This window comes from Virgisporangium aurantiacum, from assembly GCF_016863635.1.
Lineage (GTDB): Bacteria > Actinomycetota > Actinomycetes > Mycobacteriales > Micromonosporaceae > Virgisporangium > Virgisporangium aurantiacum.
The window spans coordinates 190052-204313 of record NZ_BOPG01000033.1 but is presented as its reverse complement, the minus strand read 5'-3'; the positions used below and the strand labels follow the sequence as shown (position 1 = coordinate 204313).

Below are 14262 nucleotides of genomic sequence, written 5' to 3'. Positions count from 1 at the left end.
CTCCGCCTCGGCGGGCGGTGGCCGGGCGCGGGCGTCAACCGGCCGCCGCGGGGTGGCCGGAGGTCAGGGCGGCGCGGACGATCCGGACCGCCTCCTCCACGTCGATGCCGACGCTGGTGACGACCGCCGCGTAGTCGGCCGCCGCCCGCTGGGCCCGCTCGCGTCCCTTCTCGCCGGCCGCCGAGACGAACGAGCCGGCCCGGCCGCGGGTCTCGATCAGCCCCGCCTCCTCCAGTTCCCGGTAGGCGCGACCGACCGTGTTGACCGCGAGACCGAGGTCGGCGGCCAGCTGCCGGACGGTCGGGAGGCGGGTGCCGACCGCCAGCGTGTGGTCGCCGATCTGCCGCGCGACCTGCACGCGCAACTGTTCGTACGGCGGCGTGGGCGAGTTGGCGTCGATGACGATCATCGGACGCCCACCACCTGCCGCGCCGTTGCCGCACTGCCCGGAGTCCTCATCTGCACCACCACCAGTCCGATCAGCCCGGCGAGCATGAACGCGAGCGCCGCGGCGCCCCACCAACCGGGCGCCATACCGAAGAGCAATACCATCGGCAGCGACCACAGGACGGACGGCACGTTCGTGTCGCGCGCATCTTCGATCCGCATGATGACGTCGGCGGTGAGCGACGCCGCGTCGTCGGCCACCACCGGACGGCTGAGCAGGTGCCGCAACTGGACCGCGACCACCGCGCCGACGCCGCACACGCCGGTGAGCAGCACGAGTGCCCCGTACCGCACCACCGGATCGGTGACGGTCAGCGCGCTCACCGCCAACGCCACCGCCCCGAGGAACGACCCGATCCCCAACGCCGCGTGCGACCGCCCCACCACCGAGCGCCAGCCCGGGTGCACCGGGTGGGTCGCCCGCCGCGACAGCGTCGCACCGATCCGCTGGTCGACCCGGCGCACCCACCGGTCCAGCAGGAACTGGGTGACCACCAGCCCGCCGACGAAGACGGCGAGCACCACCAGCAGCGTCGGGCGCAGCGGGCCGTAGTCCTCCGTGGTCAGCTGGAACGTCTGCACCAGCGCGGCCACGATGAACAACAGGGCGAGCATGATGCTGCCCACCAGGCGGGCCCGCCACCGGACGGCCAACCGCGTGGCGAGCACGGACGTCGCCAGTGCGTCGTCCAGTTCGTGCCGGCGCAGCCACGCCGTGACGTGCTTGTCCATGGGGCTCTCCTATGTCGCACTCGTTGTACCAAGAGAGTGCGACATAGAATGAGACAAAGTCAAGCCCCGCCTGCCCGCGCGGTGCTCACACTTGGGGATCTGTCTTTTGTGAATCTTGGACTCGTGCGGGGGTTATGGGCCCTCTGGCAGTCCAGGATCCGGAAACGTCTCGCGAACCGGACAGCGACCGCCTGGCAAAGTTCGCAAATCGCCCCGTTTCCGCCAGGCGTGCCTGCAAGCGTCGACTTGCGCCGGGGGCGCGAATACCCAAACGAGCGTCGTCTACGGATCAGCCGACGGGGCGGACCCGCGTTCGCCACAGCAGCCAGATGAAGTACGGCGTGCCGATCATCGCCGTCGCCAGCCCCGCCGGGATCTGGGCCGGGGCGATCACCGTCCGGCCGACCGTGTCGGCGACGCTCACCAGCAGCGCGCCGAGCAGCGCCGCCGCCGGCAGCACCCGGCTGTGCCGTCCACCGACCAGGGCGCGCGCGGCGTGCGGCGCGATCAGGCCGACGAAGCCGACCACGCCGATCGCCGCGACCGCCGTCGAGGTGAGCAGGGCGGCCGCGGTGAGCGTCAGCAACCGGACGCGTTCCAGGTGGACGCCCAGCACCCGCGGCGTGTCGTCGTCGAGGGCGAGCAGGTCGAGGCGGCGCACCGAGCCGGCCAGCAGGAGGGTCAGGACGACGAGACCGATGGCGACCGGCAGCACCTGCAGCGCCGTGCGCCCGTAGGTGGAGCCGGAGAGCCAGGTGAGCGCCTTGCCGGTGTTCCAGGGGTCGGTCGCGATGATGATGAACGTGATGATCGCAGTGCCCGCGGTGAAGACGCCGAAGCCGATCAGGATCAGCCGGTCGGAGTCGAGGCCGCCGCGCCAGGCCAGGCCGTAGACGATCGCGAACGCGACCAGCGCGCCGGCACCGGCCACGCCGGTCATCGCCCACACGCTCACGGCCGGAACCGTGGTGATCAAGGCCACCGCGCCGACGCCCGCACCCGCGGTGACGCCGAGGATCCCCGGCTCCGCCAGCGGGTTGCGGCACACCGCCTGCACCGTGGTACCGGCGACCGCCAGGGCCGCACCGGCCAGCAGCGCGGCGAGCACGCGCGGGTACCGCTGGTCGAGCACGTACGTCACCGCCGGGCCGGAGCGGCCGGCCAGCCAGTTCACGACGTCACCGCCCAGCAGCCACGCGTCACCCGCAAGCAGACCGACCACGGTGACCACCGGAACCAGAACGACCGCGACGACCAGGACGACCGCGACGAACCGCGCCGACCGCACCCTGGCCAGGTGGGTCGACGACGGCCGCGCCTCGCGGTGGCCGCGCGCCAGCCACACCAGGACGACCGCGCCGAACAACGACGTGACGACGCCGGTGGGCACGTCGACGCCGGCCTGGGCGCCGAGCACCGACCGCAGCAGGATGTCGGAGCCGATCACGATCACGATGCCGGCGACCGCCGAGAACGGCATGAGCAGCCGGTGCCGGTGCAGTCCGGGCACGGCGCGGGCGAGCAGCCGCACGATCACCGGCGCGCACAGCCCGACGAAGCCGACCGGGCCGGCGATGGTGACCGCGGCGGTGGACAGCAGCACGGCGAGCACGGTGCCGATCAGCCGCGTGCGCCGCACGTGCAGGCCGAGGACGGTGGCGGTGTCGTCGCCGAGGGCGAGGATGTCGAGGCGCCGGCCCAGGATCAGGCAGCCGAGCGCGGCGAGCGCGATGACCGGCGCGGTCTGCACGACGGCGTCGTAGTCGCCCTGCACCAGCGTGCCGTTGCCCCACGCGTAGAAGCCGACGGTCTCCCGCTGGAACAGCAGCATCAACAGCACGGTCAGCGCGTTCAGCGCGAACGCGGTCGCGGTGCCGGCGAGGATGAGCCGGGCCGGGCCGGACGCGCCGCCGGCCGAGAGCATGAGCACGAAGACGGCCGCCAGCAGCCCGCCGACGAACGACAGCCCGCCCGACGGCAGGATCGGCAGGGAGAGCCCGAACGCGGCCGCCGCCACCACGGTCAGGTGCGCGCCGGCGTTGACGGCGAGTGTGTCGGGCGAGGCCAGCGGGTTGCGGGCCAGCGACTGCAGCGTGGCGCCGGCGAAGCCCAGCGCGACGCCGACCGCGACGCCGGCGAGCAACCGCGGCAGCCGGGCGGCGACGAGGATCTTCGCCGCATCTTCATCGGAAGCGCCGAAGATCCAGCGGACCAGGTCGAGCGCGCCGAGGTCGCTGGTGCCCTGGGTCAGGTGGATCAGGGCGAGCACCAGCACGACGGTCACCGCGCCGATCGCGAGCCCGGTGACCCGCACCGGTCGAACGGGTGGAAGGGCGACCGGGGTCGCCCTTTCCATGACCTGGCTCAAGGGGCGTAGACCTTGACGAGCTGCTCGATGTACTGCTTGCAGGACGCCGGGCCGCCGAACGTCCAGATCCCGTTCGGCATCTTGTGCAGCTGCTTCTTCTGCACGAACGACAGCGAGTCCCAGATCGCGTTGCCGGCCAGGCCCTGCGCGAACACGTCGTCGCCGTCGGAGGCGTTGTAGAAGAAGTGCAGGTCGGCGTCCTTGAGGACGTTCATGCCCTCGACGTCGGTCTGGCCCAGGCCCCACGCCTCGTCGACCTTGCCGGTCCAGACGTTCTTCAGGCCGAGCCGGATGCCGAGCTGGGAGACGAGCGCACCCTGGCCGAACATCCTGATGTTGACCGTGCTGCCTTCCTTCCAGCCGTCGGCGATCGCGAAGCTCTTCCCCGCGGCTCCGGCGGCGTCGATCTTCTTCTTGCCGTCGGCGAGGGCCCTGTCGAAGTCGTCGAGAACCTTATTCGCCTCGTCGGCCTTGCCGACGGCGGCGGCGATCAGGGCGAAGTCGTCGCGCATGCGGTCGAGGTTGCGGCTCGCGTCGCTGCCCTTGGCGACGAGCACCGGCGCGAACTTCTCCAGTTGATCGATGACCGCGGCGGTCGAGTCCTGCTCCATCACGATGAGGTCGGGCTGGAGGGCGGCGATCGAGTCGACGCTCGGCTCGCCGCGCATGCCCACGTCCTTCACCGACGCGTCGAGCTTCGCGGCCGTGTTCCAGGTGGTGTAGCCCTTGGTGTCGGCGGCGCCGACCGGCTGCACGCCGAGGCTCACCAGCATCTCGGTCTCGCCCCACTCCAGGCTGACCACCTTGGTCGCCGGCGCCTTCAACGTCACCGTCTTGCCGCGGGCGTCGGTGTAGGTGACCGGGCCGCCGGGGTCGGTCGTGGTGTCACCCTTCTTCACCGGCTCCTCGGTGGTGCCGCAGCCGGTCAGCAGTAAAGCGCCGGCCAGGACGGCGGCCAGAACACGTTTCATGTCGCTCTTCCTTTGATCTTGGTGTGCCGGCCGACCGGCCGGGTGGTGACCAGCCCGGTCTCCGGGTCGACCACGACGTCGACCTCGATGCCGTACGCCGTGGTCAGCCGCTCCGGTGTGAGGACGTCGGCCGGGTCACCCGCGGCCATGACTTTCCCGCGGTGCAGCAGCACCACCCGGTCGGCGACGGCCGCGGCCTGGTTCAGGTCGTGCAGGACGATCCCGACGGCGACCCCGTGCTCGTCGGCGAGATCGCGCACCAGGTCGAGGATCTCCACCTGGTACCGGAGGTCGAGGAACGTCGTCGGCTCGTCGAGGAGCAGGACCCCGGTGTCCTGCGCGAGGCACGTGGCCAGCCAGACGCGCTGCAGTTCGCCGCCGGACAACTCGTCGACCGGGCGGTCGGCCATCGACGTGAGGCCGGTGACGTCCATCGCCCAGGCGACGGCGCGCACGCCGTCGGGATCCGGGTTCTCCCGGAAGCCGCGCCAGCGGCCGCGGTAGGGGTGCCGGCCGTAGCCGACCACGTCGTGGACGGTGACCCCGCCGGGCGTCGGCCGGCTCTGCGCCAGCAGCGTGACCCGCTTCGCGAAGTCCCTGGCCGGCAGCGCGAGCGCCGACGACCCGTCGTCGAACCGGACGTCGCCGCCGGCCGGCCGGTGCAGCCGGGCGAGCGCCCGCAGCAGCGTCGACTTGCCGCTGCCGTTCGGGCCGACCAGCGCGGTGACCGCGCCCGCCGGCACGGTGATGGAGGCCTCGTGCACCACCGGCGCGCCGTGGTAGCCGAGCGTCAACCGCTCGCCGCGGAGGCCGTCCCGTCGATCATCGTCCCGCACGGGTGAAGGTTAGCCTAGCCTAACTAGACTTGTAAAAGCCGGTTGTTTACCTTCCGGCCCGCCCACGGCGTTTGACAGGTGTGAGTGCATCGACTCCCGACGACGACTTCGCGGGTTTCGTCGCCAACCGGTCGCCGCACCTCCTGCGCACCGCGTGGCTCCTGACCGGCGACGCCGGTCGGGCCGAGGACCTGCTCCAGACGGCGCTCGCCGTGGTGTGGCCGAAGTGGCGGCGGATCGTCGCGGGCGGCCACCCCGAGGCGTACGTGCGGCGGGTGCTCGTCACGAAGTTCCTGTCCTGGCAACGGCGTCACTGGCGGTTCGAGGTTCCGACGGAGGCGCCGCCCGACCCGACCGCACCGGGTGAACTCGCCGGTCGAACCGCGGACCGCGACGCGATCCGGCGGGCGCTGGCCGGGCTGAGCCGGCAGCAGCGGGCCGTGGTGGTGCTGCGCTACGTCGAGGACCTCTCGGTCGCGGAGACCGCGAGCCTCCTGGGCTGCTCGCCGGCGACGGTGCGGGTGCAGGCCGGCCGGGCCCTCGCCGCACTGCGGCTCGATCCACACGTCGCCGAGGAGGGCGTTCGATGAACGACATCAAGCAGACCCTGCTGGACGTGGTGCCGCCGCTTCCGGCGCCGCCCGACCGGCTGGCCGCGATCCGGGGCCGGGCGGCCGCCCGCCGGCGGATGACCGTGACCGGCACCGCCCTCGCCGCGCTCGCCTCGGTGGTGACGATCGGCACCACGATCGCGGTGCTCACCCCGGCCGACCCGGGACCCTTCGGGGCGGGCCCCGCGTCCTCCGGAACGGGCCCGGTGAGCAACCGGCCGGGGCCGCCCGTGCCGCCGCCACCACACAGTGATCCGCCGAAGGACTTCCCGATGCCCGGCCCGGGCACCTGCCCGCCGGCCGTCGCGTTCCGGCGCCTGCCGTTGGTCGAGGCGTTCGTCGGCGGACGGCTGCCGGAGATCTCCGCGGTGACGCTGTGCCGCTACTCCCAGACCACGTTCGACCTGAGCGAGGGCGGGAACGCGTTGATCGCCGGGCCCGACGTCGCTGACGTGACGACGTTCCGGAACGCCCTCGTCACCACCACCCAGCCGTATCCACCCTGGGCATCGAGCGACGGGCCGCCCTGGGCATCGGGCAGCGCGCCGAGCGTGCCCACGGCCTCCCCGTCGGGCTCCTGCTCGCCCGGGCCAGTGGCGCCGCCGCCGTGGCAGATCGACGTCGTCTTCGTCCACTCTCCGGACGGCACCGCCCGGGCGTTGATCCTCCACCGGCACAAGTGCGTTCCAGCCGTCGCCGACCCGATCACCGCGGTGTTGGCCGCCATCGACGCGAAACTGGGCACGCCGTACCGGTAGCTCAGTCGAACGTCAACGGCTCGGTGCGACGCGGCAGCAGCAGGATCGCGACCAGCCCGACCACCGCGAGCCCGACCAGCCCGAGGAAGACGTGGTGGCTGGCGGCGAACAGGGACTCCCGGACGAACTCGCCCGCCGGGCCGGACCCCGCGTCGAGGATCAGGTTGTCGGCGGACAGGTCCCTCGGCACCTGCCCCGCGACCTCCCCCGGCGGGTCGGCGAACCGGGCGGCCAGCGTCGCGTTGGCGATCGCGCCGAAGATGGCGGCGCCGACCGCGCTGCCCAGCGACCGGGCGAACATGTTGGAGGCGGTCACCACGCCCCGCCGGTCCCAGCCGACCACCGACTGCGCCGCCACGATCGTCGGGCTGGTGGTGAGGCCCAGGCCGAGGCCCATCACGAACGCCGCGCAGGCCGCCACCCAGATCGGTGACCCGGCGGTGAGCAGCGCGGCGAACACCGCCGCGACGATGACGATCGACACGCCGATCAGCGACGTGTTGCGGAAGCCGATCCGCAGGTAGAACCGCCCGCTGAGGCTCGCCGCGATCGGCCAGCCGATGGTCAGGGCGGCCAGCGCGAACCCGGCCACCAGCGGACCCGCGCCCAGCACCCCCTGCGCGTACGTGGGCAGGTACGAACTGAGCCCGATCAGCAGCGCGCCGACCACGAGCGAGGCGAGGTTGGCTCCGCCCAGGACGCGCCGGCTCACCACCCACAGCGGCAGCACCGGTTCCGCCGCCCGGCGCTCGACCAGCACGAACGCCACCAGCAACAGGCCGCCGGCGGTGAGGATCGCCACGCTCGGCACCGAGGCCCACGCCCACCGGACCCCGCCCTCCAGCAGGCCGAGGATGACCAGCGAGAACCCGGCGGTGAGCAGCGCGGCGCCGAGGTAGTCGACGCGGTGCCGGCTGCGGACGACGTTCTCCCGGAACCGGCGGGCCAGCGTCCAGGCGGCGATCGCGCCCAGCGGCAGGTTGACGAAGAAGATCCACCGCCAGGACAGGTACTCGGCGAACACCCCGCCCAGCGTCGGGCCGACGACCGCCGAGATCGCCCAGACGCTGGCGAGGTAGCCCGTCACCCGGGCCCGCTCCGCCACCGAGTAGATGTCGCCGACCATGGTCATGCTCATCGGCTGCACCGCGCCCGCGCCCAGCCCCTGCACGGCGCGCGCCACGATCAGCGCCGGCATGCTCCAGGCGATCCCGCACAGCACCGACCCGGCCAGGAACAGCCCGATGCCGAGGAACATCACCGGCTTGCGCCCGACCGAGTCGGCGAACTTCCCGTACAGCGGCACGGTGACCGCCTGCGTGAGCAGGTAGATCGAGAAGAGCCACGGGAACTGCGAGAATCCGCCCAGGTCGCGGACGATCGACGGCACGGCGGTGGCGATGATCGTCGAGTCCAGCGCCACCAGACCGGTGCAGAGCATGATGGCGGCCAGCACCGGCCCCCGGTCGGACCGGAAGCCGACCCCGGCCGCTTTCGTCGTCGTCACGTCTCCAAGATCGCTCGTCGGGCACCCGGCAACAAGTCGGCGCGAACACTTCCGGCCCCGACGGCGAAGAAGCGTCGGAAGGATGGTGACAGCCGATGGAGACAGACGTCGACGTGAGGATGCGCACCGACGCCGAACTGATCGCCGCCGCCCGCCGGTCACCAGAGCGGTTCGCGGTGGTGTTCGACCGACATTACGCACGGATCTACGCGTACGCGGCCCGGCGGCTCGGTCGCGACCTGGCCGAGGACGTGGCGTCCGAGACGTTCCTCGTCGCGTTCAGCCGGCTCGCCGGCTACGACCCGGCCCGGCCCGACGCCGGGCCGTGGCTGTACGGCATCGCCTCGAACCTGATCGCCCGGCACGGTCGGGCGGAGTCGCGGCGGTACCGGGCGATGTCGAAGGTTCCGCCCGAGCGGCCCGCCGCGGAGATCGACGTCGCCGGCCGGCTCGACGCCGCCACCGCGCGGGGGCTGCTGGCGGCGGCGCTGGCCCGGCTCGCCGGGCCCGATCGCGACGTACTGCTGCTCGTCGCCTGGGCCGGCCTCAGCCAGCCCGAGGTGGCGACGGCGCTCGACGTTCCGGCCGGCACGGTCCGGTCGCGGTTGCACCGGGCGCGGCGGGAGATGCGCACGGCACTGGGAGAGGAAGACGCGCTATGAACGAGATCGATGTCCTTCACGACGTGTTCGGACCCGACGAGCTGCCGTCCGCGACGGCCCACGACCGGGCCCGGTCGGCGCTGCTCGACCGGATCAGCAACCCGGGGCCGGTCCGCCGGCGGTCGCACTGGGCGCTCCGCGCCACCGCGGTGGTCACGGCCGCGGCGGCGGTCGCGGTGGGTGTCGTTGTCATAAGCACGGTGACGGACGATGAGCCGCGCGGCACCGGGCAGGCGACCGGCCGGCCGGCGGCCGACGCCGCCACCCCCGCCGCCGCGCCGCCGTACGCCAGGCCGGCCGGCGCCGCGGAGTTCCTCGAGAACGTGGCCTGGGCGGCGGGCCGGCGGCCGTGGGTCACGCCGCGTCCTGACCAGTTCATGTACGTCGAGGTCATCGCCACCGTGAACCAGCGGGAGATCTCCGACGCCGAGCCGAACGGCGCGCTGGTGCCCGGCAAGACCGAAACCCTGCGCCGGGAGCACTGGAACCGGGTCGACGGCCAGGTCATCAGTGCGCGGGAGAACGGCGGCCGGATCAACACGATCGAGCAGGCACGCCGGATCCAGTACGTCACCTACCCCTGCGCCGCCCTCTTCGGGCTCGACACCCCGGAGAAGTTCGACGCGTGGAAGATCGCGCCGAAGTCGGTCGACGCCAATGTCGAGGCGCTGCTCATGTACTGCGTCCTGCCGCCGGTCGTCGAGGCGGCGATCTACCGGTGGCTGGCCCGCCAACCCGGCGTCCAGATCGACCCGGACGCCGCCAACCTCGACGGGCGCCCGGCGATCGCGCTGACCTTCCACCAGGAGGACTACCTCAGGCAGGACATGCTGTTCGACCCGACGACGTACGCCATGATCGGCGAGCGCCTGGTGGCCTTCGCCGACCACGTCGCCGAGTCGCTCGACGCGACGCGGCACATCAAGGCCGGTGACGTGTTCCGGCTGCAGGTCCGCGGCCGGGGCGGCATCGTCGACAACATCGGCGACCTGCCTTAAAGGCGGTCGTCCAGTTTCTGGAGGCCCACCCGGACCTGTTCGGCGTCCGGGTGGGCCAGGTCGTCGAGGATCGTCAGCGCGTGCTGCCAGTCCGCGCGGGCCGCGTCGGTGTCACCCATCGCGCGGTGCGTCTCGCCGATGCGGGTGAGCAGGGTGGCCTCCCAGTACCGGTCGCCGAGATCGCGGAACAGCTCGAGCGAGTGCCGGTAGCAGTCGAGCGCCCGGTCGTGGTGGCCGAGCCGGTCGTGCACGTACCCGAGGCTGTCCGACGTGGCGGCCTGCCCGTACCGGTCCCCCAGCTCTTCCAGCAGCCGCAGGGCCTGTTCGCACGACTCCAGCGCGGGCCGGTGGTCGCCGAGCTGGGCCTGGTACCAGCCGACGGCGTTCAGCGCCGCCGCCTCCCCGCGCCGGTGACCCAGGCCGCGGTGCAGGTCGAGGGCCATCCGGGCGTGGTCGAGCGCATCCTGGTAGCGGTCCTGGCGCTCACACACGTCGGCGATGCTGTTGTGCGTATGCGCCTGGCCGGCCTCGTCGCCGGCCGCGGTGTAGACGTCGAGGGCGAGCCGGTAGTGGACGTGCGCATCGTCGTAGTCGCCCAGCCGGGTGTGCGCCCGGGCCAGCACCCGGTGCGTCTCGGCCTGCGCCGGCAGGTCACCGAGTCGCCGCGCGGCCGCCAGCGCGACGTGCTGCGTCTCGACCGAGTCGCGCCAGTGCCCGCGCCGGTCGAGGAACTCGGCGGTCCGGCGGGCCAGCTGGCAGGCGTGCGCGTCGAACCCGGACGCGGCGGCGTGCCGCACGGCGTTGTAGAGCACGACCTGCTCGGCGGTGAACCAGGCCAGCGCCTGCTGGTGGTCGGCCAACGGCTCCGGCGTCACCCCGTTCGCGGGTGCCGGCGGTGCGCTGGCGTCGCGGTGCGGGTCGACCAGGCGGTCGGCGGCGTGGGCCGTGTGCACGTAGTGGTCGAACATCCGCAGCGCCGCCGCGTGCCGCTCGACCTCGGACTCCTCGTTCGTCGCCAGTTCCGCGGCGTACGCGCGGAGCAGGTCGTGCAGCGTGTACCGGCCCGGCACGGCCTCGACGACCAGGTGCGCGCGGGTCAGCTCGGCGAGCATCGGCCGTACGTGCCGCTCGCCGGCCAGGCTCGCGGCCGCCGCCGCGGAGATGTCGGGACCCGGGTGCAGCCCCAGCAGCCGGAACATCCGCGCCGCCGCCGGGGTCAGCGTGGCGACCGACCAGGAGAACACCGCCCGGATGTCGCCCGACGGGTCCTCGTCGGCGAGCGCGTCGAGCCCGCGCAGCTCGTCGGCGATGGCCCGCAGCGGGAACTGCGGATTGGTCGCCGCCCGCGCGGCGACGATGGCCAGGGCCAGCGGCAGGCGGGCGCACCGCGTCACGATCTCGGCGACCGCGCCCGGTTCGGCGGCCAGGCGGTCGGCACCGAGCCGGCTCGCCAGCAGTTGCTCCGCCTCACCCTCGGTGAGCAGGTCGAGGGTCAGCGGGTGGGCGCCCTCGACGGCGACCAGGCTGGTCAGCTGGCTGCGACTGGTCACCAGCACGAAGCACCCGGGCGCACCCGGCAGCAAGGGGCGGACCTGCTCGGCGTCGCGGGCGTTGTCGATCACCACGAGCATCCGCCGGTCGGCGAGTTCGCTGCGGTACAGCGCGGCCTGCGCATCGAGGTCGGCCGGTATCCGCGGACGGGGGACGTCGAGCGCCTCCAGCAGCGCCCGGATCGCCTGGGCCGGGTCCATCACGACGCCGCTGGGGTGGAACCCGCGCAGGTTCACGTAGAGCTGGCCGTCCGGAAACCGGTGGCGGACCCGGTGCGCCCAGTGGACCGCGAGCGCCGTCTTGCCGATGCCGGCGGTTCCGGCGATCGCGCTGATCACCACGGCGGCCGGGTGCCGGTCGGCGGCACCTTGGTCGGCGCCGGCCGTGCCGGCCGCTGAGCCTTCGTTGGCGGCGGCCGTGCCGGCCGCCGCTGCGTTGGCGCCGGCCGCTGCGTCGAGCGCGGCGGTGAGCCGGTCGAGCTGGGCCTGCCGGCCGGTGAACCGGGCGACGTCGGCCGGCAGTTGGGCCGGCGTCACCCGCCGGGCCGGCGGGATCCTGGTCGCGGTGGCCGGCGCGCCGGCCGCGGGGGTCGCATCGGCGGTGACGGTGGCGGCGGAGCAGAACCGGTCCCGCTCGTCGCCGGTGAGCCCGAACGCGTCGGCCAGCCGCCGCACGGTGGCCGGCCGGGGGTTCGCGATCCGCCCGGCCTCGATCTTCCCGATGCTGCGCACGCCGATGCCGGTCCGCTCGGCGAGCTCCTCCTGCGACAGGCCGAGCCGCCGCCGCTCCCCCCGGACCACGTCACCAAACACGGCCACCTCCCTCGGCGACGCCGAAGTGCCGACCAAGTGCCGATGAAAACCCTGGGCGGCGACGTCACTGTCCGCCACCGTAGTCGTCGGGGACCGCCCCGGATCGGGCCGTACCCCGGGTCCCGTCGGCGTCGTGCGCAACGGGGGCCTGTTGCCTGGCGGACAATGAGCCGTCGATAACCGGCTCAGCCAGGCAATCGGGCGTTCGCGACGTCGTGCGGGACCCCTGCCTCGCTCTCCCTTGGCGTTCCCGGAACCTTCCGGGAACCTTCTGCCGCTCCCGCGAGTGGGATGTGGTGACGGAGGGAGCGACCGATGGATCCACCGGCTCAGGTGGCCGAGATCTACGCCAGCAGCTACCGGCGGCTCGTCGTGCAGTTGTACGCGGTCACCGGTGATCTCGGCGAAGCCCAGGAAGCGGTGCAGGAGGCGTTCGTCCGGCTCCTGGGCGACCCGCGCCGGGCCGCCGCGCTCGAGAACCCGGAGTCGTGGCTGCGGCGGGTCGCGGTCAACGTGGCCCGGACCCGGCACCGGCGGCGCCGGTTGTTCGACACCGTGCTGCGCCGCCAGGGGCCGCCGGCCGTGGTGCCGGACCTGTCGCCCGACCACGTGATGCTGATGACCGCGCTGCGCCGGCTGCCCCGGGCCCAGCGCGACGCCATCGCGCTGCACTACCTGGCCGACCTGCCCGTGGAGGAGGTGGCCCGCACGCTCGACGTCTCGGTGGGGACGGTCAAGTCGCGCCTGTCGCGGGGGCGGGCCGCGCTCGCGGGTCACCTGAAAGAGAGGGAGCCGGCATGACGCTCACCCCGCTCGATCCCGAGGTCGTGGCCGCGCACCTGCGTCCACCGCCCTTGGCCGACCTGGCCCGGACCGCGCGCCGGCGGAAGCGCCGGCGGTGGGTGACCGGCGCCGCGGCCGTCGCTTCGACGGTGGCCGCCGCGACGCTGGCGCTCCCGTTGGGCTCGGGACATCCGGAGCCGCCGGCCATCACCGACCTTCCCCAGCCGCGCCCGACGCAGACGTACACGAGCCCGCCCCTGCCCAGCCCGCCCCGGTTCCACCGGTTCATGACCGTGCTCGACCGCACAACCGCCGTCTCATTCGGCCAGACCGGTTGCGCCGTCGTGGTTCAACTCACCACCGACTCCGGCCGCACCTGGACCACTCCCGGCGGCCCGCCGCCGCTGGCGGACTGCAATCCCAGCACCGATGTGCCGTTCGAGCAGACGGTCCTCGATGCCGCCACCTACCGGGTCGCGATCGCGGGCCGCGGCTGGTTCACCACCGACGCCGGCCGCACCTGGACCCCCGCGCCCGCCGACCGTGAGGTCGGCGCGTTCCCGCCGGGTCGGCCGGATACGACGCTGGAATGTGAGTCGGGATGCGACCGGCCCCGTGCGGTCGACCCCGACACCGGCGGGTTGCTGACACTCCGCACGGACCCGCCGTTCAAGCAGTACCGCGAGGCGGACTGGGCCGACCCGGACACCATCTGGGTGGTCGAGAAGGAGACGCCGAACTCGGGCCGCAAGCTGCGGGCCGCGCGCAGCAACGACCGGGGGCGCACCTGGTCGGAACCGTTCGACCTGCCCCTGAAGCATGGCGGGAACCTCGTACCCACCGGGCCGCGCAAGGCCTACTTCGAGAGGTTGACGAGCACAGGCATGGACCTCTACCGCACCGACAACGGCGGGCAGGACTGGACCTGGCGCACGCTGCCGATGGAGTCGCCCATCGGCGTCACGCAGACCGCGACGGGAGAACTGATCGTGCTCGCCGGCGTGCTCGCCGGAATGGACGGGTGGGTCAGCACGGACCGCGGCAAGACCTTCACCGGGCCGGCGACGATCCCCCTCTCGAGGCCCTCGTCGGGGGGTCTCGGGCGTGGGCTGGCCTACGGGACCGACAGCGAGAAAACGACGCAGGTGTACGACGGCACCGGCTGGTACGAGATCCCGCCACCCCGCTAGACGCCGGTGCGAGGCCGCCCCGGTTGGGGCGGCCTC

General features: G+C 73.2%; 13 protein-coding genes. 6 read left to right on the top strand and 7 right to left on the bottom strand.

All coding sequences use genetic code 11. The features are described 5' to 3' along the window. Positions 1-34: 34 nt before the first annotated feature. The 5 genes from Vau01_RS26565 to Vau01_RS26545 form a co-directional block, all read right to left on the bottom strand. A complete protein-coding gene (locus tag Vau01_RS26565; RefSeq protein ID WP_203997574.1) occupies positions 35-409 on the bottom strand; it encodes a GntR family transcriptional regulator in 375 nt (124 codons plus the stop codon). Next, entirely contained in the window at positions 406-1179 is a 774-nt protein-coding gene (locus Vau01_RS26560) for a hypothetical protein (RefSeq protein WP_203997571.1), read from the bottom strand. Before Vau01_RS26560 ends, Vau01_RS26565 begins: the two co-directional genes overlap by 4 nt. A 289-nt stretch (positions 1180-1468) precedes the next feature. Then, positions 1469-3535 carry an iron ABC transporter permease gene (locus Vau01_RS26555; protein WP_203997568.1) on the bottom strand — a complete coding sequence of 689 codons (2067 nt, stop codon included), beginning with the start codon at positions 3533-3535 and terminating at the stop codon, positions 1469-1471. A gap of 8 nt (positions 3536-3543) precedes the next feature. Further along, entirely contained in the window at positions 3544-4518 is a 975-nt protein-coding gene (locus Vau01_RS26550) for an ABC transporter substrate-binding protein (RefSeq protein ID WP_203997565.1), read from the bottom strand. Further along, positions 4515-5354: an ABC transporter ATP-binding protein gene (locus tag Vau01_RS26545; protein ID WP_203997563.1), complete on the bottom strand. Its 840-nt coding sequence runs from the start codon at positions 5352-5354 to the stop codon at positions 4515-4517. The genes Vau01_RS26550 and Vau01_RS26545 overlap by 4 nt, the downstream gene beginning before the upstream one ends. A gap of 80 nt (positions 5355-5434) precedes the next feature. Between Vau01_RS26545 and Vau01_RS26540 the strand changes: the two genes are divergently transcribed. Both Vau01_RS26540 and Vau01_RS26535 read left to right on the top strand, forming a co-directional pair. Next, positions 5435-5944 (top strand): SigE family RNA polymerase sigma factor, encoded by a 510-nt coding sequence (locus tag Vau01_RS26540; protein WP_203997560.1) that lies wholly within the window; start codon positions 5435-5437, stop codon positions 5942-5944. Next, positions 5941-6723, top strand: a complete 783-nt coding sequence (locus Vau01_RS26535) for a hypothetical protein (RefSeq protein WP_203997557.1) — start codon at positions 5941-5943, stop codon at positions 6721-6723. The genes Vau01_RS26540 and Vau01_RS26535 overlap by 4 nt, the downstream gene beginning before the upstream one ends. 1 nt (position 6724) lies before the next feature. On the opposite strand, the gene Vau01_RS26530 is transcribed toward Vau01_RS26535, so the two are convergent. After that, entirely contained in the window at positions 6725-8230 is a 1506-nt protein-coding gene (locus Vau01_RS26530; protein ID WP_239151863.1) for an MDR family MFS transporter, read from the bottom strand. A gap of 95 nt (positions 8231-8325) precedes the next feature. Between Vau01_RS26530 and Vau01_RS26525 the strand changes: the two genes are divergently transcribed. Together Vau01_RS26525 and Vau01_RS26520 are read left to right on the top strand one after the other, a co-directional pair. After that, positions 8326-8892 (top strand): RNA polymerase sigma factor, encoded by a 567-nt coding sequence (locus Vau01_RS26525; protein WP_203997554.1) that lies wholly within the window; start codon positions 8326-8328, stop codon positions 8890-8892. Then, on the top strand, positions 8889-9890 hold the full coding sequence (locus tag Vau01_RS26520; RefSeq protein WP_203997551.1) for a hypothetical protein: 1002 nt from the start codon (positions 8889-8891) through the stop codon (positions 9888-9890). Before Vau01_RS26525 ends, Vau01_RS26520 begins: the two co-directional genes overlap by 4 nt. On the opposite strand, the gene Vau01_RS26515 is transcribed toward Vau01_RS26520, so the two are convergent. Further along, a complete protein-coding gene (locus tag Vau01_RS26515; protein ID WP_203997548.1) occupies positions 9887-12253 on the bottom strand; it encodes an ATP-binding protein in 2367 nt (788 codons plus the stop codon). The two genes, Vau01_RS26520 and Vau01_RS26515, sit on opposite strands and share 4 nt — an antisense overlap. Positions 12254-12568: 315 nt before the next feature. Here Vau01_RS26515 and Vau01_RS26510 point away from each other — a divergent pair, with 315 nt between their 5' ends. Together Vau01_RS26510 and Vau01_RS26505 are read left to right on the top strand one after the other, a co-directional pair. Then, positions 12569-13054, top strand: a complete 486-nt coding sequence (locus Vau01_RS26510) for a sigma-70 family RNA polymerase sigma factor (protein WP_203997545.1) — start codon at positions 12569-12571, stop codon at positions 13052-13054. Further along, complete coding sequence (locus Vau01_RS26505; RefSeq protein ID WP_203997542.1) at positions 13051-14226, top strand: WD40/YVTN/BNR-like repeat-containing protein; 1176 nt, start codon at positions 13051-13053, stop codon at positions 14224-14226. The genes Vau01_RS26510 and Vau01_RS26505 overlap by 4 nt, the downstream gene beginning before the upstream one ends. The last annotated feature ends 36 nt before the right edge of the window (positions 14227-14262 follow it).